The following is a 23,857-nucleotide window of genomic DNA, read 5'->3' as shown; positions in this document are numbered from 1 at the left end:
ATGGCTCCGCGTTCGACAAGCCGCCCGCGCATCGCCATATCGGGCCCATCATGGAACCCCTCGCGCTCTACATCCACTGGCCGTTCTGCCTGCGCAAATGCCCCTATTGCGACTTCAACAGCCATGTCCGCGAGGAGATCGACCAGGCCGCCTGGCGCGATGGGCTGCTGCGCGAACTGCGGCACGAGGCGGCACGGCTCGGCCCCCGCCCGCTCGCCAGCATCTTCTTCGGCGGCGGCACGCCGAGCCTGATGCCGCCCGCGACCGTCGCCGCCCTGGTCGAGGAAGCCCGCCACCTCTTCGCCGCTCCGCCCGACCTCGAGGTGACGCTGGAGGCCAACCCCACCAGCGTCGAGGCCGCACGCCTCACCGAGATCAGGGCCGCAGGCGTCAACCGTCTTTCCCTCGGCATCCAGGCGCTCGACCCGGCGGCGCTCCGCTTCCTCGGCCGCGAGCACAGCGCGGCGGAGGCGGTGGCCGCGCTCGAGACCGGCCGCGCCATCTTCCCCCGGCTCAGCTTCGACCTGATCTATGCCCGCCCCGGCCAGCCCGAGGCAGCCTGGCGCGCCGAGCTTCGCCAGGCCCTCGCCTTGGCCGCCGACCACCTGTCGCTCTACCAGCTGACCATCGAGCCCGGCACGCGCTTCGCCACGGAATACGCCCGCGGCGCCTTCACCCTGCCCGACCCGGACGAGGCCGCCCGCCTCTACTGGGCGACGGTGGAGGAGGCCGCCCGCTTCTCCCTCGCCCCCTACGAGGTCTCCAACTACGCCAGGCCCGGCGCCGAGAGCCGCCACAACCTCGCCTACTGGCGCTATGGCGATTACCTGGGCATCGGCCCCGGCGCCCATCAGCGCCTGCTGCTGGACGGCGCCATGATCGCCACCCGCCGGCACCGCGCGCCGGAGGAATGGCTCGCCCGCGTCACCCGGCAGGGCCACGGCACGGCCGGGGAGGAGGAACTCACCCCCGCCGACCGCGCCCGCGAGGCCCTGCTGATGGGCCTCCGCCTCGCCGAGGGCATCGACCCCGCCCGCATCGAGGCCCGCAGCAGCCTGCCGCTGGCCGAGGCGCTCGACCCGGCGATGCTCCTCGCCTGCATCGAGGAAGGCTATCTCGAATGGACCGGGGCCGGCCGCCTCCGCGCCACGGACGAGGGCCGCATGCGCCTCGACGCCATGCTCCCCGTCCTGCTGCGTTAACCCTTGGCTCGCGCCCGGCGCTTTGGCGCCGCCGTCGGCTCTCCCGGCACCGCCCGCGCCAGCCATTCCAGCGCCCCCGGTGCCGCCCGCCAGCCGGCCGCCCCGGTCTCGCAATAGACCGCCGCCTCATCCGCATCGCCCGGGCTGTAATACTCTGGTGACTCCGCCGGCATCGGCACCCGCCCGAGCAGCAGCCCCGGCACATGCGGATTGGTCCCGAGCGCGGCCGGAAGCGCCTCCGCCGCCTTCGCCTCGCCACCCTGGCGGAAGGCGAGCAGCACCGCGCCGTAATGCCAGGCCGCGCTGCTGTCCTCGTCATAGGCCTGGTGCAGCGCCGCCGCTTCGGCCAGGGCATCGGCCTCCAGCAGCCAGTCGAGCAGGATGTAGCGTAGGCCCTGGTTGTCGTTCGGGTTCAGCGCCAGCGTGCCGCGCAGCGTGTCGATCGCCTCCGCCACCATCCCCTGCCGGTGCAGCTCGAAGGCGAGCCCCTGCCGCGCCCGCATATAGGGCCGGGTCTCGATGACGGACCAGAACTCGCCGCGCCACTGCGCCATCCGCCAGGGACCGATGAACACCTCGCCCGCCGCCACCGCCTGGCGCCACAATTCCAGGGTGAAAGGCAGCCCCTCCGGCGCCTCGCTCGCCAGGATGCCCCAGGCATCGACGCAGAGCGGGCTGGCCTGCAGGGCCTTGGCGGCGAGGTCCAGGCGCTCCTTGCCGGTGGCCTCCATGGCGTCGAATGCGATGTCCTGCGCCCCGTTGACCTGATGGTCGATCTCGGTGGTGCTATCCTCCAGCACCCGCATCACCCGCCGCTCCTGCGCCGCGACCGCCGCCTTGCCGCCCTTAGCCTTCGCCATCGCCGCCCCCGAGTTCCAGCGCCCGCCGATAAACCTGCTTCCGCGGCAGCCCGGTCGCCGCCGCCACCGCCGCCGCGGCGTCGCGCAGGCTCATCCCCGCCGCCTGCGCATCGCGGAGTGCCCGGTCCAGCTCCGCCTCGCCGGTCGCCTCCTCCGGCGCCGGCCCGATCACGACCGCGATCTCCCCCCGCGCCGCCTCCGCCGCATAGTGGCCGGCGAGCGCGGCGAGGCTGCCCCGCCTGACCTCCTCGAAGCGCTTCGTCATCTCCCGCGCGACCGCGGCCGGCCGCTCTCCCCCGAGCCCCTCCGCCAGCGCCGCCAGCGTCTCCGCCAGCCGGTGCGGCGCCTCGTAGAACACGATGCTGGCGCTGAGCCCGGCCCGCTCCGCAGCCCGCAGCCGCGCGATTTCCGCCGCCCGCGGCCCCGACTTCGACGGCAGGAAGCCGTGGAAGAGGAAGGGATGCGGCGGCAGGCCGGACAGCGTCAGTGCCATCACCGCCGCGTTCGGCCCCGGTACCGCGCCCACCTTCAGCCCCGCCGCGATGGCCGCCCGCACCAGCCGATAGCCAGGGTCGGAGACCAGCGGCGTTCCGGCATCGGAGACGAGGGCGATCCGCTCCCCCGCCCGCAGCCGCTCCAACACCCGTGGGGTCTGGTCATCCTCGTTGTGCTCGTGCAGAGGAAGCAGGGTCACCGAAACACCATGCCGTGCCAGCATGGCGCCGGTTACCCTGGTATCCTCGCAGAGCACGGCATCGGCGCCGCGCAGCGTGGCCAGCGCGCGGGGCGAGAGATCGCCGAGATTGCCGATCGGCGTCGCCACCAGGGTCAGCCCTGGCAGCGCACCATCGGGGGAAGGGTCAGGAGGTTCGTTTGCCGGTTCCGTCACGCCGCACCCCGCTTCGCCACCTGCTGCGGCTCGCCTTGCTCTTTCCCCTTGCGGCCTGCGTCGCGCAAGCCCCGCCGGCCTATGTGACCCCTGGCTACCCGGCCCAGGCCGCGCCGCTGCCGGAGATTCCGCGCACCCGCGTCGGCCTGCTGCTGCCGCTCTCGGGCTCCAACCGCCCGCTCGGCCAGGCGATGCTGAACGCCGCCCAGCTTGCCCTCTTCGACCAGAACGACCCGGGCATCGAATTCCTCCCCCGCGACACCGCCAGCACGCCCTCCGGTGCCGCCCAGGCCGCGCAATCCGCGCTGGGGGAGGGGGCCCGGGCGCTCGCCGGCCCGCTGACCCTGAATGAGACCGCCGCCGTCGCCGGCCAGGCCCGCGCCTCCGGCGCCCCGGTGATGGCCTTCACCAGCGATGCCGCCCAGGCCGGCAACGGCGTCTGGGTGCTCGGCACCACGCCTGCCGAGCAGGCCGAGCGCGTGGCCGCCGCCGCCGCCGAGGCCGGCGCGCGCCGCTTCGGCCTCATCGCCCCGGACGATGAATTCGGCCGCCGCCTCGCCGCCGCGCTGCGTTCCCGCCTGCCCGCCCTCGGCCTTCCCGCGCCGGTCGTCGTACTCCAGGCCCGGCTCGGCGACAGCGCCGCCGCCGCCCGCGACCTCGCCGCCCAGGCCGGGCCGGAGGGGGTGGACGCCGTCCTGCTCGGCCTCGGTGGGGAGCGCGCCCGCGCCGCCGCCCAAACCCTCTCGACCGCGCTGCCAGCGAAGCCCCGCCTCCTCGGCACGGTGCTCTGGGCGCAGGACCCGGTGGTCGCCCAGGAACCCGCCCTTGCCGGCGCCTGGTTCCCCGCCGCCGACCCGGCGACGCGGGCCGGCTTCGACCAGCGCTACCAATCAGCCTTCGGCGACCGGCCGCCCCGCCTCGCCGGCGTCGCCTATGACGCGGCGGCGCTCGCCAGCCGCGCCGCCCGTGTGGGCATGGCCCCGGTCGGCGAGGCGATGCTCGGCGCCGACGGCCCCGTCCGCCTCGGCCCGGACGGGATCGCCCAGCACGGCCTCGCCATCTTCGCCGTCGACCCCTCGGGCGAGCCCCGCCTCGTCCAGCCGGCCCCCATCCCCGGCGCCAGCTAGCCGGGGATGCCCGCCCGCGCTCCGACCGGCCGGATCTTCGCCGCCGCCGGCCTGATCGGCGCCGTGCCTGCGCTCACCCTGCTCCTGCTCCTGGCCGAGGGCGAACTCGCCCCCGGCCCCGGCCTGCTCGCCTTCGTCAGCTGCAGTCTCGGCGCGCTGGCCATCGCCCAGCTCTGGATCGGCAACCTCGCCCGCCTCGCCGAGGCGCTGCGCCGCGCCGCCGCCGCCGATGGCCGCCTCGTCCCGCCCGACGGCACGCCCCTGCTGCCCGCCGTCGCCGAGATCGCCGAGGGCGTCGCCCGCCTCGCCCGGACGCTCGCCGACCAGGGCGAGTTGGTCGGCCGCCTCCGCCGCGCCGACGAGGCGATCGTCGAGCGCCTGCCCGACCCGCTCCTGGTCCTTTCGCCGGGGCGCCGCCCGCTGCGTGCCAATGCCGCCGCCCGCGCGCTCTTCGGCGCGGCCGACCAGGGTCCGCCGCGCGACGGCGATGTCGCCGCCCTGCTGCGCCACCCCATGCTCGCCGATGCCGTCGACCGGGCGCTGGCCGAGGGCCGCCCGCAGACCGCCGACATCGCCCTCCCCGTGCGGGTGACCCGGGAGATCGCCGCCCAGGTCATCCCGATGGACCCGCCGCTGGCCGATGGCGGCCGCATCGTCATCGTCCTCTCCGACCGCTCGCGCGAGCGCGCGGTGGAGCGGATGCGCGCCGATTTCGTCGCCAATGCCAGCCACGAGCTGCGCACCCCGCTCGCCAGCCTGATCGGCTTCATCGAGACGCTGCGCGGCCCGGCCGAGGACGACCCCGCCGCCCGCCAGCGCTTCCTCGGCATCATGGCCGAGCAGTCGGAGCGCATGCGCCGGCTGATCGATGACCTGCTCGGCCTCTCCCGCATCGAGATGGCCGAGCACCAGCCGCCGACCGGCCAGGCCGATCTCGCCGCCATCGCCCGCGCCGAGGCCGATGCGCTGGAGCCGCTCTTCCGCGCCCGCAAGGCGAGCCTCGCGGCCGAGCTGGAGCCCGGCGCCCTCGCGGCGCCGGCCGATGCCGAGCAGCTGGCCCAGGTGCTGCGCAACCTGCTCGAGAATGCCATCCGGCATGGCCGCGAGGGCGGCGCCGTGCGCCTCGCCGTCGCCCGCTGCACCGGGGGCGCGCGCCTGCCCAACCGCGCCGGCGTGCTTGTCTCGGTGCAGGACGACGGCCCCGGCATCCCGCCCGAGCACATTCCCCGCCTCACCGAGCGCTTCTACCGCGTCGACCGCGGCCGCTCGCGCAGCGCCGGCGGCACGGGGCTGGGGCTTGCCATCGTCAAGCACATCGTCAACCGCCACCGCGGTCTGCTGCTGATCGAGAGCGAGCCGGGCAGCGGCGCCTGCTTCAAGGTCTGGCTGCCGGCTGGCCCCGCCGCCTGACGCATGACGGCGCGTCGAAACCGTACCCACACCGCCAGGACCGGCCCTTGACGACTGCTCTTCCCACGCCGCAATGCCGCGCCGCAGCTATGACCTGACCGGGATTCGGCCAGAGGAACCATAAGCCGCAGCAGGGTCCGTGAGCCGGTGCGAGCGGAAGTCGCTCCTGAACCGTGGCGGTGTTCAACCGTACAGACCGACAGGGCCGAGGTGTGCTGTTCTCACTCGGTTGCCCTTGAAGGATGCATGATAACCGTGAGGCTCTCGGACGATACCCAGGCCAGCCTTGGTGCGCTCCGCCTCCTCATCATCGAGGATGAGGCGCTGGTCGCCATGCTGGTCGAGGATGAGCTGGCGGCAGCCGGCGCCACCGTGCTCGGTACCGCCAGCTCGGTCGAGGAAGCGCTCTACCGCATCGAAATCGCCTGTGCCAATGGCGGGCTGGATGCCTGCCTGCTCGACATGAATCTCGGCGGTCGCAGCGCCCTGCCAGTGGCGGACCAGCTGGCCCGACGCGCCGTGCCCTTCGTCTTCATGACGGGCTATGGCGACGATCCCGGTCAGGGACGTTATGCCGGCGTCCCGACCGTGCACAAGCCCTTCGATCCGCAGAATCTCCTCCGGGTCCTGCGCCGCACCGCACTCCGCCAGCCGCTCGGGCCTGACCGGTAGAGCAAACCCCGATCGGATGGACATCATCCGATCGAAGGTATTTGCTCGCCAACACAACGAGCCAGAGCGGGGTCCATGGGCCGGTGCGAACGGAACCCGCTCCAGCGGCCCGAAGGCGAAATCCGGCGGACCTTCGATCCAACCCGTCAGATGTCGGGATTGAGGGTCGCGCTGCTGCCGAAGGGCCGGCTGTCCGGCAGGTCGTCGCCACTGCGCGATCCATCCGGCGCCGGGTCGCCACCGCCCTCGCAAGCCGCCTTGATGGCGCCCAGGGTCCGCTCCATCGCAATCCGCATGGCATGGTCGACGGCGCCCGACTCCCGCTCCATCCGCTCGGCAACCTTCGGCTCCGGCACGATGCTGAGGCGGATCGACACCTCGGCCCCGCCCTCGGCCTCGGTCACCACCATCTCCCCGCCGTAGTCCTTGAGACTGTCGGAGCCCCAGCGCATCCGCCGCGCCTCCGCCTCGACCTGGATCCAGCCCTCGTCGCGGTAGGCGTGCCCATGCGACTCGCCCTCCATGGCGATGCGCCCCGGCCCCTGCTGCTCGACGCGCTGCACGGTCTCGAGGTAGCGCGGCATGGCGGTCGGGTCGGAGAGGAAGGCAAAGACCTCCGCCGCGGGACGGTCGATCCTGATCCTGCCGGTGAACTCGCCCATTTGGGTTTCCTCCTGCCTGTGCCTGGCAAAACGTCAGGCAGGGCAGGGCCGTTCCCCGGCCTCAGGCGCGGGCGCGCTTCCGCCCGCCCCGCCGCTTCTCCGGGTCGTAGCCGCCGCCGCCGGGGCCAAGCGGCTTCGGCTTCCAGTCGGCCTTGGGCCGGCCTGGACCCTTGGCCGGCGCCTTCGGCGCGCTCTCCTGCAGGCTGCGCCCGGCGAGGTTCGGCTCCAGCCCGAGGTCGAGCGCCTCCATGCGCTTGATCTCGTCGCGCAGCCGGGCCGCCTCCTCGAACTCCAGGTCGGCCGCCGCTGCCCGCATGCGCTTCTCCAGATCGGCGATGGTGGCCCGCAGGTTGCTGCCGATGAACTGCGCGGAGGCATCGCCCTCCACCGCCTCGACCGTCACGTAATCCTGCTCGTAGACCGACTGCATGACATCGGCGATCTGCCGCTTGATGGTCGTCGGCGTGATGCCGTGCTCGGCGTTCCAGGCCATCTGCTTGGTGCGGCGCCGCTCGGTCTCCTCCAGCGCCTTCCTGAGGCTGTCGGTCATCCGGTCGGCATAAAGGACGACGCGGCCCTCGGCGTTGCGCGCGGCGCGGCCGATGGTCTGGATCAGCGAGGTGGCGGAGCGGAGGAAGCCCTCCTTATCGGCATCGAGGATGGCGACCAGCGTGCATTCAGGGATGTCGAGCCCCTCGCGCAGCAGGTTGATGCCGACCAGCACGTCGAAGACGCCGCGGCGGAGGTCGCGGATGATCTCGATGCGCTCCAGCGTGTCCACGTCGGAGTGCAGGTAGCGGACCTTGATGCCCGCTTCCGTCATGTAGTCGGTCAGGTCCTCGGCCATGCGCTTGGTCAGCGTCGTCACCAGCACGCGGCCGCCCTTGGCGATCTGGTCGCGGCATTCGGCGAGCAGGTCATCGACCTGGCCTTCGACGGGGCGGATTTCTGTCACCGGGTCGATCAGGCCGGTCGGGCGAATGACCTGCTCGGCGAAGACGCCACCCGTCCGCTCCATCTCCCACGGGCCCGGCGTCGCGCTGACGAAGACGGTCTCGGGGCGGTAGGCTTCCCATTCCTCGAATTTCAGCGGGCGGTTGTCGGTGCAGGAGGGCAGGCGGAAGCCGAATTCGTTCAGCACGCTCTTCCGCGCGAAGTCGCCGCGGTACATGCCGCCGAGCTGGCCGACGGTGACGTGGCTTTCGTCGACAACGAGCAGCGCGTTCTCGGGCAGGTACTCGAAGAGCGTCGGCGGCGGCTCGCCGGGGCGGCGGCCGGTCAGGTAGCGGCTGTAATTCTCGATGCCCTTGCAGGAGCCGGTGGTCTCCAGCATCTCGATGTCGAACTGGGTACGCTGCTCCAGGCGCTGCGCCTCCAGCAGGCGGCCGGCCTCGTGCAGCTCCGCCAGGCGCTGCTTCAGCTCCGCCTTGATGGAGATGATGGCCTGCTGCATCGTCGGTCGCGGCGTGACGTAGTGGCTGTTGGCGTAGATATGGACGCGCTGCATCTCGGCCGTGATCTCGCCGGTCAGCGGGTCGAACTCCTTGAGCCCGTCGATCTCGTCGCCGAAGAGGTTGATGCGCCAGGCGCGGTCCTCGAGGTGGGAAGGCCAGATGTCCACCGTCTCGCCGCGGATGCGGAAGGTGCCGCGGGCGAAGAAGGCGTCGTTACGGCGGTACTGCTGCTCGACGAGGCCTTTGACGAGCACGTCGCGCTCGATCTGCCCGCCGAGCTCGAGCTTCACCACCATCCGCGAATAGGTTTCGACCGAGCCGATGCCGTAGATGCAGGAAACGGAGGCGACGATGACCACGTCGTTCCGCTCCAGCAGGGACTGGGTGGCGGAGTGGCGCATGCGGTCGATCTGCTCGTTGATCTGCGCGTCTTTTTCTATGTAGGTGTCCGTCCGCGGCACATAGGCCTCGGGCTGGTAGTAGTCGTAGTAGGAGACGAAGTACTCGACGGCGTTCTCGGGGAAGAAGCTCTTCATCTCGCCGTAGAGCTGCGCCGCGAGCGTCTTGTTCGGCGCAAGGATCAGCGTCGGGCGCTGCAGCTGCTCGATCACCTTCGCCATGGTGAAGGTCTTGCCCGAGCCGGTGACGCCGAGCAGCACCTGGTCGCGCTCGCCGGCCTTGAGGCCCGCGGCGAGCTGCTTGATGGCCTCGGGCTGGTCGCCATTCGGCTCGAGGGGGGAGACGCCCTTCAGCCGCCGCTCCGGCGGCGGGGCGGGCCGCTTCGGCGGGTAGAACATCACGGGCGGGAGGATCTGGTTCATCGCCCACTTAAATTGGACTTCGCGGCGGCTAAATCCAGCAAAAAACCTGCAACAAAGGGGGGCCGAAGCCCCCCCGGGCCTTACCGGCGGCTGCGCAGCATGGCGCTGATCGCCCAGGTCGCCGCCACCGCGACGCCGATCGCCAGCAGCGGGCGCGACCGCGTCACCTCGCGGAGCTGGTCGGCCATGTCATAGGCCGCCTCACGGCCGTCGCGGGCGTAGTAGCTGGCGCGGTTGGCGACGTCGTTGGCCGCCGGGCCGAGGCGGCGCTCGACGAGATCCTCGAGCTGGCCCCAGAGGCGCGACAGCTCGCCGCGGGCGTCGTCGCCCCGGTCGCGGAGGCGCTCGCCGGTGTCGCGCAGGCTGCTGGACGCGCGGCGGCCATAGCGCTCGGCGTCGTCGCGCACGTCATCGGCGCGGGAGCGGAGGCTGGACAGGAAACCATCGGCCATCGGAACTCTCCATTTCGGTTGCGCCCTCTAACGGCGATCGCCCCCGCGGGTTCACCGGCCACCCCCATGGCGTTACAAGCCGGCATGAACCCCCGTGAAGTCGCCGTCATCGGCGCCGGCCCGGCCGGGCTGGTGGCGGCCGAGACGCTGGCCGCCGCCGGCCTTGCCGTCACCGTCTTCGACCGCATGCCGAGCCCCGGCCGGAAGCTGCTGATCGCCGGCCGCGGCGGGCTGAACCTGACGCATTCGGAGCCGCTGGAGCGGTTCATCGCCCGTTATGGCGCGGCCGGCGCGCGGCTGGAGCCGGCGCTGCGCGCCTTTCCACCGGCCGCGCTGATGGCGTGGGCGGAGGGGCTGGGGCAGCCGCTCTTCACCGGCACCAGCGGCCGCATCTTCCCCCGCGCACTGAAGGCCTCGCCCCTGCTGCGCGCCTGGCTGGCGCGGCTGGCCGGGCAGGGGGTCATCCTCCGCCCCCGCCACCGCTGGGAGGGCTGGGACGAGGATGGCGCCCTACGCCTCGCCACCCCCGACGGCCCGCTGGCGCTCCGCCCGGCGGCGACGCTGCTCGCCCTGGGCGGCGCCTCCTGGCCCCGCCTAGGCTCGGACGGCGCCTGGACGCAGCTGTTCCCGGATGAGGTCGCCCCCCTCCGCCCCGCCAATTGCGGCTTCCTTTGCGCGTGGTCGGATGTTTTCCGCCGCCGCTTCGAGGGCCAGCCGCTGAAGCGCATCGCCCTCGAATTCCATGGCGAGCGGGTGAGGGGAGAGGCGCTGGTGACGGCGAGCGGCCTCGAAGGCGGCGCCCTCTACGCCCTTTCCGCCTCCCTGCGCGAGGCCATCATCGCCGAGGGCCATGCCACCGCGGCCATCGACCTCCGCCCCGACGACCCGCCCGGAACCCTGGCCGCCCGCCTCGACGGCCCTCGTGGAGGCCTCTCGCTTTCGAACCACCTCCGCCGCGCCGGTCTTCCGCCCATCGCCATCGGCCTGGTGCAGGAAGCGCTGCATGCCGGCGCCACCCAGCCCCTTTCCCGGCTGGTGAAGGCGCTGCCCCTCCGCCTGACCGGCACCGCTCCCATCGAGCGCGCCATCTCCACCGCCGGCGGCCTGCGGTGGGGGGCGGTGGACGAGCATTTCATGCTCCGCTCCCGCCCGGGTACCTTCCTCGCCGGCGAGATGCTGGACTGGGAGGCGCCGACCGGCGGCTACCTGCTCCAGGCCTGCTTCAGCACGGGCGTGGCGGCGGCAGGCGGCATCCTCCGCCACCTCGGTGGCTGAAACTCACTCGTCCAGCACGGCGAATACCAGCAGCAGCGTCCGTTGCAGCATGTTCTCGTTGTCGTCGGAAACGAGCGCCAACAGCGTCCGCCCCCCGGCGCGGAAGACGGTGATCCCCTCGAAATTGTCCCGCGGCAGCGGCGCCTCCAGGCGAAGGACTTCCTCCCCCTCCAGCACCCCGGCCTCCAGCTGCGCCGCCGAGAGCCGTACCACCCGCCCGCCGAAGCCGCCGAAGATGGAGAAGCTCCGCTCCAGCACCAGCGCCCCGCCTTCCGGCAGCGCCGCCACATCCGCCGGGTCGAACCCATCCTCCGGCCGGTAGGCGATCCGCTGCCAATTCCCCGGCCCGCCGATCCAACCGCGCCGCAGCGTCTCATCCCTGCGGGGGTGGAATTTCTCGGCGATCGCCAGCCACCGCCCGTCGCGGAGCACGGTCAGCGATTCCAGCCCGCCGTTGCGGGGCGCGAATTCCAGCCCCGGCGGCGCCTCGACATACTCGCCCGGCCCGTCGATCTCCCGGTAGCGCCTGATGCGCTGCCACCGCTCGAAGCCGATCAGCCATCCCCCGTCCGGCAGCCGGGCCAGGGATTCGGCATCCCCGCCATAGCCGCGCCGCAAGGGCGCGCCGCTGCCGTCGCGCAGCGGCCCGGTCCGCAACTCGTCCAGGCCCTGCGGCCGCCCTTCGCGCAGCACCAGCCGCGCCGTCACCCAATGACCAAGGTCGCTGATGGCGGTCAGCCGCAGCTCGTCGTCGATATGCAGCGCCGACAGCCCGCCGAAGCCCAGCACCTCGTCGCTGAGCTGCAAGGCCCCGAGCGCTTCGAAGCGGCTGCCGGGCGGCAGCGGGTCGAGCGCCAGCGGCCGCGACACGGATTGCGCGCCACCGCTGGAGCAGCCGGCGAGGGCCAGCGCCGCCAGCAGCGTGCGACGGGAAAGGCGGTGCGGAGCCCGCGGGGGCATGGGGGTTCAGATCCTCAGGGAGCGCCTGGAGATAGTCCGAAACCCCGGCCGTTGTCACACAAGAACGGCGGAGCGCTCCGCCGAGGCCCGCTGCCAGGCCTCCGCCGCATCCTCGTCGAAGAGCTCGGCCAGCTTCTTCATCATGGTGCCGCCCAGCTCCTCGGCATCGACGATGGTGACGGCCCGGCGGTAGTAGCGCGTCACGTCATGGCCGATGCCGATGGCGATCAGCTCCACGTCGCCGCGGCCCTCGATGTCGCCGATCACCTTGCGGAGGTGCCGCTCGAGGTAGTTGCCGGGATTGACGGAGAGGGTGCTGTCATCGACCGGCGCGCCGTCCGAGATCACCATGAGGATGCGCCGGTGCTCCGGCCGGACGCGGAGGCGCTTGTAGGCCCATTCCAGCGCCTCGCCGTCGATGTTCTCCTTGAGCAGCCCCTCGCGCAGCATCAGCCCGAGATTCTTGCGGGCCCGGCGCCAGGGTGCGTCGGCCGCCTTGTAGACGACGTGGCGCAGATCGTTGAGCCGGCCCGGGTTGCGCGGCTTGCCCTCCTGCACCCAGCGCTCGCGGCTCTGGCCGCCCTTCCAGGCGCGGGTGGTGAAGCCGAGGATCTCGGTCTTCACCGCGCAGCGCTCCAGCGTACGGGCCAGGATGTCGGAGCACATCGCGGCCACCGTGATCGGCCGCCCGCGCATGGAGCCGGAATTGTCGATCAGCAGGGAGACGACGGTGTCGCGGAAATCGGCCTCGCGCTCGCGCTTGTAGGAGAGCGAGAGCATCGGGTTGGCGACGATGCGGGCGAGGCGGGCGGCATCGAGCTGGCCTTCCTCGAGGTCGAATTCCCAGGCCCGCTGCTGCTGCGCCAGCAGGCGGCGCTGCAGGCGGTTGGCGAGCTTGGAGACGACGCCCTGGAGGTGGCTGAGCTGCTGGTCGAGCTGCTGGCGCAGCCGCCCGAGCTCCTCCGGGTCGCAAAGATCCTCCGCCTCGGTGATCTCGTCGAAATTCGTGGTGAAGGGGTGGTAGCGGCTGGCGTCGTCGGTCTGCGGGACCTCGCGGCGCTGCTGCGGGCCGCCGGGCTTGTCGTCACCCTCGGCGGCGGCGCCCTCGTCCTCGGTTTCCTGCGCCTCCTCCTCGGCCGCCTCGCCCTGCATGGTCTCGGGCTGGGCGCCGAGCATGCTTTCCTGGTCCTGGGACTGGGCCTCGCCCTCGCCGGACTGGTCCTGCTGGCTGGACTGCTCGCCGCTCTCCTCGCCGTCCTCCTGCTCCTCGGCCTCGCTCTCCACCTCGGCCTCGGCCAAGTCGAGCGCGGTCAGCAGCTTGCGGGCGGCTCGTGCGAAGGCGTCCTGGTCGTCGGTGGCGTGGGCCATCTCCTCGAACGCCGCGTCGGCACCCTCGCCGAGGCTGTCGCGCCAAAGGTCGAGGACGCGATGGGCGGCCTGGGGCGCCGGCTCGCCCGAGATGCGCTCGCGGGCCAGGAGGGACAGCGCCGCCGGCAGCGGCAGCTGGTCCTTCCGGGTCATCCGGTCGTAGCCCTCGGTCTCGCAGAGGTCGTTCAGCCGGGCGCGGAGGTTGGCGGCGACGCCGGCCATGTGCTTGCTGCCCACGGCCTCGACGCGGACATCCTCGAGCGCGTCATAGACCTCGCGGGCCTCGCGGCGCTGCGGCACCCGCGAGGCATGAACGGCCTCTGAGTGGTGGCGGATCTTGAGCGCCGCGGCATCCGCCGCGCCGCGCAGCTTCGCCATCTCGGCCGGCGGCAGGGCGCGGGTCGGCAGTGGCAGGCGGACGCGCTTGCCCGCGACACCGCCCGGCCCCGGCTGGAAGGCCACCTGGACCTCCGCATTGGCATGGGCAATGGCGCGCAGCGTGCCCGCGGTGGCGCGCTTGAACTCTTCCTGGCGGGTCAGGTCCTGCTTCGACATGCTTCTATGACTTCCGCTTCAGTCCCCGGGCTTTAGGGCGTGTCCGCAAAGGGCTGCGGCGCGTCTCGGCGGGTCTTTTCCGTCATGGCGGCGTCACCGGACTTGCCGATGCAACCAGCATCGGCTGCGTCCGCTTCCTGGCCCCGCCGAAAAATCCCTCGCCGATCCATCGCCGGTCCCTTCGCGCACACGCCCTGATCGCTGAAAGGGCGGGGCTCAGCCCGCCTTCTTCAGCAGGCCCGTGCTCGGCAGGTCCTCGTTGAAGCAGCGCTGGTAGTATTCGGCCACCGTGCTGCGCTCCGCCTCGTCGCACTTGTTGAGGAAGGTAAGGCGGAAGGCGAAGCCGACATCGCCGAAGATGCGGGTGTTCTCGGCCCAGGTGATGACCGTGCGGGGCGACATCACCGTGCTGATGTCGCCGGCGATGAAGCCGGCGCGGGTGAGGTCGGCGAGCGCGACCATCGCCTCGACGCGCTTCCTCATCTTGGCGTCCTGCGGGTCGATGCCGAGCTTCGCCAGCACGATCTGCGTCTCCTGCGCATGCGGCAGGTAGTTCAGCGTGGCGACGATGTTCCAGCGGTCCATCTGGCCCTGGTTGATCTGCTGGGTGCCATGATAGAGGCCGGTCGTATCGCCCAGGCCCACCGTGTTCGCCGTGGCGAAGAGGCGGAAATAGGGGTTCGGCCGGATCACCCGGTTCTGGTCGAGCAGCGTCAGCTTGCCCTCGACCTCCAGCACGCGCTGGATGACGAACATCACGTCCGGCCGGCCGGCATCGTACTCGTCGAAGACGAGCGCGCAGGGGTGCTGGAGCGCCCAGGGCAGGATGCCCTCGCGGAACTCCGTCACCTGCTTGCCGTCCTTCAGGACGATGGCGTCCTTGCCGATCAGGTCGATGCGGCTGATGTGGCTGTCGAGGTTGACGCGGATGCAGGGCCAGTTCAGCCGGGCCGCGACCTGCTCGATATGGGTGGACTTGCCGGTGCCGTGGTAGCCCTGGATCATCACGCGGCGGTTGTTGGCGAAGCCGGCGACGATGGCGAGCGTCGTCTCGCGGTCGAAGCGGTAGGTGTCGTCCACCTCCGGCACGTGCTCGGTGCGCTGCGAGAAAGCAGGCACCTGCATGTCGATGTCGAGGCCGAAGGCCTCCCGCGCGCTCACGCTGGTGTCCGGGGCTTCGATCGCCGAGGTGGGACGGATTTCGGCGAGGTTGGCGACCTTGTTCATCGGCATCCGCTCAGGTTCTTGAGGAAAGTCTAGGACAGGGGAAGGCGGCAGGCTACCCGGCTTCCGGCGATTTCAACACGGCGCGCCGCCTCACCGGGCGGCGCCCGCTTCGGCCGGCGCCGCCTGGAAGCCGCCCGTGCCGGCCCGCTGGCGCAGCAGGCTGTAGGCGCGGTTGACATCCTTCAGGCGGTCCTCCGCGCCGCGGTCGCCGCCATTGGCATCCGGGTGCAGCTGCTTGGCCAGCGCATGGTAGCGGGCGCGCAAGGTCGGCTGGTCCAGCGGCCACTCGAGGCCCAGAACGTCGAGCGCGGCCCGTAGTTCGGGCGGGGCCTGCGGCCTTTCGGGCTGTTTCGTCCGCTTGGCGTGCAGCGGCGTCGCATAGAGCAGGCCGAGCGGGTCGCGCAGGAACTCGGCGCTGAAGCGCTGGCTGCCGCCGAGCCGGCCGAGCGGCCAGGTCGGGCGCTGCCAGGCGGTGTCGTGGCGGAGATTGGCCTCGATCTCGTTCGGGCCCATGCCTTTGTAGTAGTCCCAGGAGGCATTGTACTCCCGGACATGCGGCAGGCAGAACCAGCGGTACTCGTTGAGGGTCGTGCGGGATTTGGGGGCCCGGTACTCGGCTTGCGCCTCGCAGCCCGGCATCTCGCAGGGGCGGGGCGGGCTCAGGGGCTCGGGCTTGGCACCACGTCGGGGGGGCATCGGTGAGTTATGGGCGCCCACCCCGGGCTCTGCAAGGCGAGGCGGCCCCGCTTGCCCGATCGGGCGAAAGAGGGGAGAACCCGGCCATGCAGACCCGCGCCAGCCGCATCGAGGCGGCCCTCCTCGCCGCCTTCCCCGGCGCCAGCATCGCCGTCGAGGATGACAGCCACCGCCATGCCGGCCATGCCGGCGCCCGCCCCGGCGGCGAGACGCATTACAGCCTGCTGGTGGTGAGCCCGGCCTTCACCGGGATGGGGCGCCTCGCCCGATCGCGCGCGGTCCATGCCGCGCTCGACGCCGAGTTCCAGGGCGGCCTGCACGCCCTCTCCCTCCGCCTACTGACGCCGGAAGAAGCCGGATCAAAGGGGTAGCGGCGGGGCGCCAGTGGGTCTATGCGTCGGGTCCATGCCTCCGCGCTCCCGTCTTTGTCAGGATCTGCCAGAATGACCCCAGCCGAACTCGCCGCGGTGCAGGCGCATCTCCGCCGGCTGCTGGGCAACGACAAGATCAAGCTCAGCACCCCGCAGCGGAAGAACGCCTCGGTGGAGCTCTTTGTCGGCTCGGAATTCGTCGGCACCGTCCATCGCGACATGGAGGATGGCGAGGTCTCCTATGCCATCCAGATCGTCGTGCTGGCCGAGGACCTGTCGCAGATCAACTGAACCCTGCCCAGCCTCGCGCATTGAGGCCGGCATGAGCGACAGCGCCCCCCCGCCCGCCTCCCCGCGGCTCGAAGCCATCCAGTGCCCGCATTGCGAGGAGGTGACGATGCCGAACCTGCTGCCCGACGGCAGCACGGTCTGCTCCTGCACGGCCGAGCGGGCCATCCCGCTTGCCGAGGACGGTCCCCTTCAGGCAGTCCCCATGCAGGCCGCGCCAATGGATACCGCCGGCGGGAGCCAGCGCGGTCCGCTGCCCGAGGACAAGGGGCAGTTCGGCGAGGACATCGCCACGGAGGACTACAAGCGGATGTAGCTCAGAGCGCCTGCGCCGCCTTCAGCACCTCGGCCGCATGCGCCTCCGGCTTCACCTTGCGCCAGACCTTCGCCACTTTGCCTTCGGCATCGACGAGGAAGCTGCTCCGCTCCATCCCCATGTACTTTTTGCCGTACATGGACTTCTCGACCCAGACCCCATAGGCCTCGGCCACCGTGTGGCCCTCGTCCGAGGCCAGCGGGAATTCCAGGCCGAATTTCGCCGCGAATTTCTCGATCGGCGGCAGTTTGTCCGGGCTCACCCCGATGACCGTCAGCCCCAGCTTGCCGAGCTGCGGCAACGCCTCCTGGATGCCGCAGGCCTGCTTCGTGCAGCCGGGCGTATCCGCCTTCGGGTAGAAGTAGAGCAGGAATGGCGCCCCCTTCAGCCCGTCGAGGCTCACCGTCCGCCCCCCGCTCGCCGGCATGCTGAACGCCGGGGCCGCCTGCCCCTCCACCAGTCCCGCCTCGCTCATCCTGCACCCCCCAGCACGCCGACCCGCCGCTCGAAGATCGCGCGGACCGTTCCGGCCATGTCCTGCATCTGAGCGCGGAGCGCGGCGAGGTCAACCGGCCGCGGGTCGAGCAGCGGCGCCACGGCCCGCAGCAGGGCCGCCTCCGCCGGCGCCGGCAGCGCCACGTCGCGCGACTTGCCGATGGTCAGCCGCACCAGCCCCAGCACGGTCCGCCACAGCCGGTCGGCGGCGATCAGCGTGGCGGCCTCCTCCGCCGGCAGGACGCCGTGCTGGCCGAGCCGGGCGAGGGCCGTCCGCGTCGTCGTCGCCAGCACCCGCGGCTCGCGCGGCGCATGGGCCAGCTGCAGGGCCTGGGCGATGAACTCCACCTCGATCAGCCCGCCTGGCATCGCCTTCACGTCCCAGGGGCCCTCGGCCGGCAGATCGCGCAGCATCCGGGCGCGCATCGCCGTCGCATCGGCCAGCGCCACCTCGGCCGCGCCGGGCTTCAGCATCGCCGCCCGCAGCACCTCGTTGATGCGGCGCTTGAGGGCCGGCGGCCCCGCCACCGGCCGCGCCCGGGTCAGCGCCATCCGCTCCCAGGTCCAGGCATTCTCCCGGTGATACTGCTCGAGCCCGGCCAGGCGGATCGCCACCGGCCCCTTGTTGCCCGAGGGCCGCAGCCGCATGTCGACCTCCCACAGCCGCCCCTCCGCCCCCGGCGCGGTGATGGCGCCGACCACCTGGGGGGCGAGGCGGATGAAGTATTCGGAGGGGGCGAGCGCCTTCCGCCCGCCGATGCTCTCGGTGGCGTCCGGGTCGTGGTCGTAGAGCAGCACGAGGTCGAGGTCGGAGCCCGGCAGCATCTCCCGCCCCCCGAGCTTGCCGAAGGCGACGACGGCCAGCGCCCCGCCCGGCACCCGCCCGTAGCGTTCGGCGAAATCCGCCGAGACCCGCGGCAGCAGCGCCGCGATGGCCGAATCCGCCAGGTCCGCCCGCAGCTCTCCCGCCGCATCCCCGTCGAGCTGGCCCTCCAGCTCCGCCGCGTCGATCTCGAATTTCCGCTCGGTGGCCAACCGCCGCGCCGCCTCCAACGCCTCCTCCAGGTGCCGGGCATCCTTCACCAGCGCCGGCAGCCCGGCCGATGGGTCGGCCCCGGCGGGCGACAGGCTGCCGGCGAGCAGCCCGTCGAGCGCCGCCGCGTTGTGGGCCAGATGATCCGCCAGCTGCGGCGCCGCGCCGAGCAACCCCGCCACCCGATCCAGCAGCGCCGGGTTGCGCCGGAACAGGCTCAGCACCTGCACCCCGGCCGGCAGCCGCGCCAGCACCCGGTCGAAGCGCGCCAGCGCCTGGTCGGGGTTGGACTGCTTCGAGAAGGCGGTGAGCAGCGCCGGCATCAGCTCGGTCAGCAGCTCCCGTGCCCGCTCGCTCCGCGTCGCCCGCGGCCTTCCGTGGTGCCAGGCGCGGATCATGGCCGAGACCGAGGTCGGGTCGGCGAAGCCCATCCGCTTCAGCGTCGCCGAGGTCCCCGGGTCGTCCTCCACCCCGGTGAAGACGAGGTCGCCCCGCTGCGCCTCCTCGCCGGCGAGCGAGAGCGAGGGCGAGGTCTCGAAGAAATCGCCGTAATGCCGCTCCACCCGCTCCAGGTGCCCCATGAAGGCGGCCGAGAATTCCGCGAGCGAGCCGTAGCCCATGAAGGAGGCGATGCGCGCGAGCCCCGGCTCGTCCTCCGGCAGCCTGTGCGTCTGCCGGTCCGCCACCATCTGCAGCCGGTGCTCGAGGTTGCGCAGGAAGACATAGGCATCGGCGAGGTCGGCCGCCGCCCGCCGGTCGATGCGCCCCGCGCCGGCCAGCGCCGCCAGCGCGCCGAGCGTCGTCGGGTCGCGCAGCCCCGGGTCGCGGCCGCCCCAGATCAATTGCAGCACCTGCGCGGTGAACTCGATCTCGCGGATGCCGCCGCGGCCGAGCTTCACGTCATGCCCGGCGAGCGCGATGGTGGCGCCGGCGCCCTTCGAGCCCTTGTGCGCGTGGATCTGCCGCTTGATCGAATGGATGTCGGTGACGGCGGCGAAGTCGAGGTGCCGGCGCCAGACGAAGGGCCGGATCTCGCGCAGGAATTGCTCGCCGAGCGCGCGGTCGCCGGCGACGGGGCGCGCCTTGATCATGGCGGCCCGCTCCCAGTTCTGCCCCATGCTCTCGTAATAGGTGATCGCCGCCTCGATCGAGACGGCGAGCGGCGTCGCCGCCGGGTCGGGGCGCAGGCGCAGATCGGTACGGAAGACATAGCCCTCCGCCGTCCGCTCCTCCATCAGCCGCACCAGGTCGCGCGCCAGCCGGACATAGGAGGCGCCCGCCCGGTCGCTATGATAGGCTGCCGCCTCCGGGTCATAGAGCACCATGAGGTCGACATCCGAGGAGTAGTTCAGCTCCCGCCCCCCGAGCTTCCCCATCCCCAGCAGGACGAGGCCGCTACCCGAGGCCGGGCTCTTCCCCGCGATGCGCAGCTCCCCGCGGGCGGCGGCGGCGAGCAGCAGATGGGTGCAGGCGAAGTCGATCACCTGTTCGGCCACGGTGGAGAGCGCCCCGGTCACCCGGTCGAGCGTCCATTGCCCCGCGATGTCCGCGACGGCCGCGATCAGCGCCGCCTGCCGCTTCGCCTGGCGCAGCAGCACGCCGACCGCCTCCCGCGACGCCGCCGGGTCGGCCCGGCCCAGTGGGTCGAGGGCGAGGGCGAAGGCCTCGTCCGGCCCGCGCTCCACCAGCCGCAACAGGGCAGGGGCCTCGCGCACCGCGAGATCGGCGAGATAGGGGCTGTGCCCGCCCAGCGCCCCGAGCAGCGCCGCCCCCTCGGCGCTGGCGGCGAAGGCGCGGCAGGCGGCATCCCGCTCGGCGAAGCGTTCCACCAGCCGCGCGGCGGCCTCGGGGTCGAAGGGGCGGGGCAGGCGGTCCGGGGTCAGCATCACCCCCGAGGGAAGGCGTGACCGCCCCCGCAGGTCAAGCACCGCGTCGCATCGGCTGGCGCTGGCTGGGTTCCGCCTGCCGCATGGTGCTCGCCGCCCTGCTGCTGCTGGCCCTCGCCCTCGGTACGCTGGCCTGGCGCCTCGGCGAGGGACCGCTCGAGATCCCCTTCCTCGCCAGGCAGATCGAGGCCGGGGTGAATGACCGCAGCGATGGCCTCCGCCTCGGGATCGGCCGCGCCGCCATCGCCTGGGAGGGCTTCCGCAACGGCTTCTCCGCACCGCTCGACATCCGCCTCGACGATGTCCGCCTGCATGGCCTGGCCGGCGCCCCGGTGGTCGACCTGCCGGACGCCGCGGCGACGCTCTCCCTCCGCGCCCTCCTCCGCGGCACCGTCGCCCCCTCCGCCATCACCCTGCTGAACCCGCGCCTCGAGGCCGTGCTCGGCGCCGATGGCAGCATCGCCATCGGCCCGCCCGGCGAGGCAGGGACAACCGGCGGCGACCCGCTCGCCCCGCTGCGGGACCTGATGCGCCCCGCCTCGGACCGCAGCGCCGCCACCTCGCTCCGGCGCCTGCGCATCCGGGACGGCAGCCTTTCCCTGCTCGACCCGGCGACCGGCCGCCGCTGGACCCTGGCCGGGTTGCAGCTCGACCTCCGCCGCGCCGCCGCCGGCGGGCTCGCCGGCGAAGGCGCCGCCCGGCTGGAATCGGGCGATGCCTCCGTCCAGGTCCGGCTCGAGGCCCGCGCCGAGGGCGAGCCGATGCGGCTCAGCGCCAGCATCAGCCTGCCCGCCCTCCGCCCACCCGAACTGGCCGCGCTCTGGCCGCCGCTCGCCCCGCTCGGCCTGGTCGATGCGCTGGTGAGCCTCACCGCCCATGCCGAATTCGACGCCGAGGGCCGGCCGCAGCGCCTGCGCGCCGCCCTCGGCGCCGGCGCCGGCGCCTTCGACCTCGGCCCCGGCCCGGACGGCACCCCCCGCCGCCTGCCCTTCGCCAGCCTCGCCATCGCCACCAGCGGCAGCGGCCGCGCCCTCCGCCTTGAGACCGCCCACCTGACCCTGCCCGGCCCCGGCCCGTCGCTGACCGCCCGGGGCGAGCTGCTGAACCGCGACGGCGCCTGGCACGCCGCGCTCGACCTCGCCGCCGGGCCGATCGAGGCCGCCGACCTGCCGCGCAGCTGGCCGGCCGGCCTCGCCCCCGAGGCCCGTGCCGCGACGCTCGCCGCCCTCCCCGCCGGGCTGCTGCACGAGGCCCGCCTGCAGGCCCGCTTCCGCGTCCCCGAGGCGATGGACGACCTGATGCTGGAGGATGCCCAGCTGGCGCTCGCCATCCGCAATGCCGTGGTCGATCTCGGCCGCGGCCGCCGCATCGCCGCCGAGGGCGCCGAGGTCACCCTCTCCGGCACCCCCGACCATCTCCGCCTCGACCGCGCCACCCTTCGCCTGCCCCGCCTGCCGCGCGGCGGCCCCGCCCCCGTCCTCCAGGCGAGCGGCGCCGCCAGGCGCGAGGCCGGCCTCTGGCGCGGCGCGCTCGACCTTTCGCTCGACCGCCTCGCCTTCGCCGACCTGCCGGGCTACTGGCCGCGCGGCCTCGGCAGCCCCAAGGGCGGCGAGCGCGACTGGATCACCCAGAACATCACCGCCGGCGAGGTCCGCAACGGCCGCTGGCATGTCGAGGCCGAAGCCCCCGCCGGCACCCCCGACGACCTCCGCGTCATCGCCCTCTCCGGCACGGCGGAGGCGAGGGACGCGACGGTCCACTGGCTCCGCCCCATCCCGCCTGCCACCGGCGTCGCCGGCACCGCCGAATTCTCGCTCAGCGCCATCACCCTCCGCGCCCGTGCCGGCCGCCAGGGCATCGCCGAAGGGGGCCGCGCCGGCCTCGACCTGCGCGAGGGCACCGTCCGCTTCCTCAACCTCGACGGCGAGCCAGGCAATGCCGAGATCAGCCTCGGCGTCGCCGGCGCTCTGGCCGATGCGCTGGTGCTGCTGAAGCACCCCCGCCTCAAGCTCTTCGAGCGCCAGCCGCTGAAGCTCCAGGTGGCCGGCGGCACCGCCGAGGCGCGCGTGGAGATCGCCTTCCCCCTGCTCGAGGACCTCCCCGTCGATCTGTTGAAGATCAAGGCCGCCGCCCGCATCGCCGAGGCCCGGCTGCCCGGCCTGATCCTCGACCAGGACCTCGACCGCGCCGCCGTCGAGCTTTCGGTCGATACCGACGGCCTCCGCGCCAGCGGCCAGGGCAGCCTGCTCGGCAGCCCGGTGAAGGTTTCCGCCGAACTGGACTTCCGCCGTGGCGCCCCGACCCAGGTGAGCGAGCGCGCGACGCTCTCCGGCCGGCTCGATGCCCGCCAGATCGCGGTGCTGGGCTTCGACGCCATGCCCATCCTCACCGGCCCCGTCGCCCTCGAGGCCCGCAGCGAGCGCCGCCGCAACGGCCAGGGCCAGGCGACCGTACGCGGCGACCTCGTGGACGCCCGCCTCGGCATCGAGGCGCTGAACTGGGCCAAGCCCCCCGGCACCCCCGGCACCGCCGAGGCCACGCTCCGCCTCCAGGGCGAGGCGCTGGTCGCCGCCGACAGCTTCCGCGTCGAGACCAGGGGCCTTTCGCTCCGCGGCGCCGTGCGCTTCGCCGCCCAGTCCCGCCTGCAACGGGTGGAGATCACCGAGAGCCTCTTCGCCGGCTCCCGCCTCACCGGCGAGGTGCTGCCGCCAGAGCGGGGCGGCGCCCCCTGGACCATCGCGCTGCGTGGCCCGCTGCTCGACCTGCGCACCGCGCTCGGCCCGCCCGACCCGGCCGCCCAATCGCCGCCCACGGCCGCGGACGGGCAAGGCCCGCCCCTGCTGCTCGACCTCCGCTTCGACCGGGTGACGATGGGCGAGGACCGCAACCTGCTCGGCCTGCAGGCCCGTGCCCGTACCGATTCCCGCGGCGTGGTGCGCGAGGCCCGCGCCACCGGCCGCACCGCCCCGCGCGGCCTCGGCCCCGCCGCCGGCCGCGCCCCGCCCGGCGCCTTCGAGGCCTCGCTCACCCCGCGCGGCGGGCAGCGCGTGCTCAGCCTCGTCGCCGAGGATGGCGGTGGGTTGCTCAACGCCCTCGACCTGGTGAACGAGATCCAGGGCGGCCGCCTCACCGTCACCGGCCTCTACCCGGAGTCCCGCCCCGGCGCCCCGCTTTCCGGCACGGCCGAACTTACCGGCTTCGTCCTGCGCGACGCCCCGGCGGCGGCGAAGCTGCTCCAGGCGATGACGCTCTACGGACTGGTCGATGCCGCCCGCGGCAATGGCGGCCTCGTCTTCAGCCGCCTCGTCGCCCCCTTCACCCTGACGTCCGAGGCGCTGGCGCTGACCGATGCCCGCGCCTTCTCCGCCTCGCTCGGCGTCACGGCGAAGGGCCGCATCCTGCGCGAGCGCGCGGTCGCCGAGATCGAGGGCACCATCGTCCCGGCCTATGTCTTCAACACGCTGCTGGGCAACCTGCCGCTGGTCGGCCGGCTGTTCAGCCCCGAGGCCGGGGGAGGGGTCTTCGCCGCCACCTACCGCATCCAGGGCCCGCTGACCGACCCCTCCGTCACGGTGAACCCGCTCGCGGCGCTGACCCCGGGCTTCCTGCGTGGCCTCTTCGGCTTGTTCGACAGCGGCAGGGAGGACACGGCCCGCAGCGGCGGCGCCCCGCCCGAGCCCGCCTGGGACGGCCGCGGCCCGCCGCCACGCTGACCGGCCCGGCCGTGCCCGGCGGCACCGCGCCCGCCGCCGCATCGCCGGTCGTTCCGCTGCGCCAGACGGATCGGGATGCAACCCTCGAGCGGCCCGTGATTTTTCGTCCCCATGCCGGGACAGTC

The 23,857-nt window shown here is 72.9% G+C and carries 20 protein-coding genes; 9 read left to right on the top strand and 11 right to left on the bottom strand.

What is annotated here, in order from left to right; genetic code table 11:
* Positions 1 to 50: 50 nt before the first annotated feature.
* Positions 51 to 1,202, top strand: a complete 1,152-nt coding sequence (gene hemW / locus LH62_RS02520; RefSeq protein WP_043365036.1) for a radical SAM family heme chaperone HemW — start codon at positions 51 to 53, stop codon at positions 1,200 to 1,202.
* Here hemW and LH62_RS02515 read toward each other — a convergent pair.
* Both LH62_RS02515 and rsmI read right to left on the bottom strand, forming a co-directional pair.
* Positions 1,199 to 2,062, bottom strand: coding sequence for a hypothetical protein (locus tag LH62_RS02515; RefSeq protein ID WP_052213636.1), 864 nt, complete (start codon positions 2,060 to 2,062; stop codon positions 1,199 to 1,201). The genes hemW and LH62_RS02515 overlap by 4 nt on opposite strands.
* The gene (gene rsmI / locus LH62_RS02510; RefSeq protein WP_369796818.1) at positions 2,049 to 2,894 is read right to left on the bottom strand and encodes a 16S rRNA (cytidine(1402)-2'-O)-methyltransferase; all 846 of its coding nucleotides are present in this window, start codon (positions 2,892 to 2,894) and stop codon (positions 2,049 to 2,051) included. The genes LH62_RS02515 and rsmI overlap by 14 nt, the downstream gene beginning before the upstream one ends.
* 41 nt (positions 2,895 to 2,935) lie before the next feature.
* Between rsmI and LH62_RS02505 the strand changes: the two genes are divergently transcribed.
* The 3 genes from LH62_RS02505 to LH62_RS02495 all read left to right on the top strand — a co-directional run bounded on the left by LH62_RS02505 (position 2,936) and on the right by LH62_RS02495 (position 6,160).
* The gene (locus LH62_RS02505) at positions 2,936 to 4,078 is read left to right on the top strand and encodes a penicillin-binding protein activator (protein WP_052213634.1); all 1,143 of its coding nucleotides are present in this window, start codon (positions 2,936 to 2,938) and stop codon (positions 4,076 to 4,078) included.
* Between the two features lie 6 nt (positions 4,079 to 4,084).
* The gene (locus LH62_RS02500; protein WP_043359021.1) at positions 4,085 to 5,488 is read left to right on the top strand and encodes an ATP-binding protein; all 1,404 of its coding nucleotides are present in this window, start codon (positions 4,085 to 4,087) and stop codon (positions 5,486 to 5,488) included.
* 255 nt (positions 5,489 to 5,743) lie between these two features.
* Entirely contained in the window at positions 5,744 to 6,160 is a 417-nt protein-coding gene (locus LH62_RS02495) for a response regulator (protein ID WP_236552455.1), read from the top strand.
* A gap of 146 nt (positions 6,161 to 6,306) precedes the next feature.
* Here LH62_RS02495 and LH62_RS02490 read toward each other — a convergent pair whose 3' ends face one another.
* From LH62_RS02490 to LH62_RS02480, 3 genes are all read right to left on the bottom strand, one after another.
* Positions 6,307 to 6,822 (bottom strand): SRPBCC family protein, encoded by a 516-nt coding sequence (locus LH62_RS02490; protein ID WP_043359019.1) that lies wholly within the window; start codon positions 6,820 to 6,822, stop codon positions 6,307 to 6,309.
* A 61-nt stretch (positions 6,823 to 6,883) separates the two neighbouring features.
* On the bottom strand, positions 6,884 to 9,097 hold the full coding sequence (gene uvrB / locus LH62_RS02485; protein ID WP_043359017.1) for an excinuclease ABC subunit UvrB: 2,214 nt from the start codon (positions 9,095 to 9,097) through the stop codon (positions 6,884 to 6,886).
* An 80-nt stretch (positions 9,098 to 9,177) separates the two neighbouring features.
* Positions 9,178 to 9,549: a hypothetical protein gene (locus LH62_RS02480; RefSeq protein ID WP_043359016.1), complete on the bottom strand. Its 372-nt coding sequence runs from the start codon at positions 9,547 to 9,549 to the stop codon at positions 9,178 to 9,180.
* An 84-nt stretch (positions 9,550 to 9,633) separates the two neighbouring features.
* On the opposite strand from LH62_RS02480, the gene LH62_RS02475 reads away from it, so the two are divergent.
* Complete coding sequence (locus LH62_RS02475; RefSeq protein ID WP_052213632.1) at positions 9,634 to 10,824, top strand: TIGR03862 family flavoprotein; 1,191 nt, start codon at positions 9,634 to 9,636, stop codon at positions 10,822 to 10,824.
* A 3-nt stretch (positions 10,825 to 10,827) separates the two neighbouring features.
* Here the strand turns inward: LH62_RS02475 and LH62_RS02470 are convergent, their stop codons facing one another.
* The 4 genes from LH62_RS02470 to LH62_RS02455 all read right to left on the bottom strand — a co-directional run bounded on the left by LH62_RS02470 (position 10,828) and on the right by LH62_RS02455 (position 15,630).
* Positions 10,828 to 11,784: an esterase-like activity of phytase family protein gene (locus LH62_RS02470; RefSeq protein ID WP_052213631.1), complete on the bottom strand. Its 957-nt coding sequence runs from the start codon at positions 11,782 to 11,784 to the stop codon at positions 10,828 to 10,830.
* Positions 11,785 to 11,838: 54 nt separating this feature from the next.
* Positions 11,839 to 13,707, bottom strand: a complete 1,869-nt coding sequence (cobT, locus tag LH62_RS02465; RefSeq protein ID WP_043359014.1) for a cobaltochelatase subunit CobT — start codon at positions 13,705 to 13,707, stop codon at positions 11,839 to 11,841.
* A 216-nt stretch (positions 13,708 to 13,923) separates the two neighbouring features.
* Positions 13,924 to 14,934, bottom strand: a complete 1,011-nt coding sequence (gene cobS, locus LH62_RS02460; protein WP_043359013.1) for a cobaltochelatase subunit CobS — start codon at positions 14,932 to 14,934, stop codon at positions 13,924 to 13,926.
* A 90-nt stretch (positions 14,935 to 15,024) separates the two neighbouring features.
* A complete protein-coding gene (locus LH62_RS02455) occupies positions 15,025 to 15,630 on the bottom strand; it encodes a J domain-containing protein (protein WP_082012313.1) in 606 nt (201 codons plus the stop codon).
* Positions 15,631 to 15,716: 86 nt separating this feature from the next.
* On the opposite strand from LH62_RS02455, the gene LH62_RS02450 reads away from it, so the two are divergent.
* From LH62_RS02450 to LH62_RS02440, 3 genes are all read left to right on the top strand, one after another.
* Positions 15,717 to 16,001, top strand: a complete 285-nt coding sequence (locus LH62_RS02450) for a BolA family transcriptional regulator (RefSeq protein WP_043359012.1) — start codon at positions 15,717 to 15,719, stop codon at positions 15,999 to 16,001.
* Positions 16,002 to 16,073: 72 nt separating this feature from the next.
* Positions 16,074 to 16,292, top strand: a complete 219-nt coding sequence (locus LH62_RS02445; protein ID WP_043359010.1) for a DUF3126 family protein — start codon at positions 16,074 to 16,076, stop codon at positions 16,290 to 16,292.
* 31 nt (positions 16,293 to 16,323) lie between these two features.
* Positions 16,324 to 16,605 carry a hypothetical protein gene (locus LH62_RS02440; protein WP_043359008.1) on the top strand — a complete coding sequence of 94 codons (282 nt, stop codon included), beginning with the start codon at positions 16,324 to 16,326 and terminating at the stop codon, positions 16,603 to 16,605.
* A gap of 1 nt (position 16,606) precedes the next feature.
* Here the strand turns inward: LH62_RS02440 and bcp are convergent, their stop codons facing one another.
* Both bcp and LH62_RS02430 read right to left on the bottom strand, forming a co-directional pair.
* Positions 16,607 to 17,080: a thioredoxin-dependent thiol peroxidase gene (gene bcp / locus LH62_RS02435; RefSeq protein WP_043359006.1), complete on the bottom strand. Its 474-nt coding sequence runs from the start codon at positions 17,078 to 17,080 to the stop codon at positions 16,607 to 16,609.
* A complete protein-coding gene (locus LH62_RS02430) occupies positions 17,077 to 20,019 on the bottom strand; it encodes a bifunctional [glutamine synthetase] adenylyltransferase/[glutamine synthetase]-adenylyl-L-tyrosine phosphorylase (protein WP_043359004.1) in 2,943 nt (980 codons plus the stop codon). The genes bcp and LH62_RS02430 overlap by 4 nt, the downstream gene beginning before the upstream one ends.
* Before the next feature lie 17 nt (positions 20,020 to 20,036).
* Between LH62_RS02430 and LH62_RS27990 the strand changes: the two genes are divergently transcribed.
* Positions 20,037 to 23,732: a DUF3971 domain-containing protein gene (locus tag LH62_RS27990; RefSeq protein ID WP_144404354.1), complete on the top strand. Its 3,696-nt coding sequence runs from the start codon at positions 20,037 to 20,039 to the stop codon at positions 23,730 to 23,732.
* Positions 23,733 to 23,857: the final 125 nt, after the last annotated feature.

The organism is Belnapia sp. F-4-1, from assembly GCF_000802185.1.
GTDB lineage: Bacteria > Pseudomonadota > Alphaproteobacteria > Acetobacterales > Acetobacteraceae > Belnapia.
The sequence above is the reverse complement of the archived record's forward strand: the minus strand, read 5'-3'. Positions and strand labels throughout refer to the sequence as shown.

What these genes read in the sequence shown, in the direction of transcription:
- hemW (WP_043365036.1), top strand. Translation starts at nt 51, where the DNA reads ATGGAACCCCTCGCGCTCTACATCCACTGGCCGTTCTGCCTGCGCAAA.
- LH62_RS02515 (WP_052213636.1), bottom strand. Translation starts at nt 2,062, where the DNA reads ATGGCGAAGGCTAAGGGCGGCAAGGCGGCGGTCGCGGCGCAGGAGCGG.
- LH62_RS02500 (WP_043359021.1), top strand. Translation starts at nt 4,085, where the DNA reads ATGCCCGCCCGCGCTCCGACCGGCCGGATCTTCGCCGCCGCCGGCCTG.
- LH62_RS02490 (WP_043359019.1), bottom strand. Translation starts at nt 6,822, where the DNA reads ATGGGCGAGTTCACCGGCAGGATCAGGATCGACCGTCCCGCGGCGGAG.
- uvrB (WP_043359017.1), bottom strand. Translation starts at nt 9,097, where the DNA reads ATGAACCAGATCCTCCCGCCCGTGATGTTCTACCCGCCGAAGCGGCCC.
- LH62_RS02480 (WP_043359016.1), bottom strand. Translation starts at nt 9,549, where the DNA reads ATGGCCGATGGTTTCCTGTCCAGCCTCCGCTCCCGCGCCGATGACGTG.
- LH62_RS02475 (WP_052213632.1), top strand. Translation starts at nt 9,634, where the DNA reads ATGAACCCCCGTGAAGTCGCCGTCATCGGCGCCGGCCCGGCCGGGCTG.
- LH62_RS02470 (WP_052213631.1), bottom strand. Translation starts at nt 11,784, where the DNA reads ATGCCCCCGCGGGCTCCGCACCGCCTTTCCCGTCGCACGCTGCTGGCG.
- cobT (WP_043359014.1), bottom strand. Translation starts at nt 13,707, where the DNA reads ATGTCGAAGCAGGACCTGACCCGCCAGGAAGAGTTCAAGCGCGCCACC.
- cobS (WP_043359013.1), bottom strand. Translation starts at nt 14,934, where the DNA reads ATGAACAAGGTCGCCAACCTCGCCGAAATCCGTCCCACCTCGGCGATC.
- LH62_RS02455 (WP_082012313.1), bottom strand. Translation starts at nt 15,630, where the DNA reads ATGCCCCCCCGACGTGGTGCCAAGCCCGAGCCCCTGAGCCCGCCCCGC.
- LH62_RS02450 (WP_043359012.1), top strand. Translation starts at nt 15,717, where the DNA reads ATGCAGACCCGCGCCAGCCGCATCGAGGCGGCCCTCCTCGCCGCCTTC.
- LH62_RS02445 (WP_043359010.1), top strand. Translation starts at nt 16,074, where the DNA reads ATGACCCCAGCCGAACTCGCCGCGGTGCAGGCGCATCTCCGCCGGCTG.
- LH62_RS02440 (WP_043359008.1), top strand. Translation starts at nt 16,324, where the DNA reads ATGAGCGACAGCGCCCCCCCGCCCGCCTCCCCGCGGCTCGAAGCCATC.
- bcp (WP_043359006.1), bottom strand. Translation starts at nt 17,080, where the DNA reads ATGAGCGAGGCGGGACTGGTGGAGGGGCAGGCGGCCCCGGCGTTCAGC.
- LH62_RS02430 (WP_043359004.1), bottom strand. Translation starts at nt 20,019, where the DNA reads ATGCTGACCCCGGACCGCCTGCCCCGCCCCTTCGACCCCGAGGCCGCC.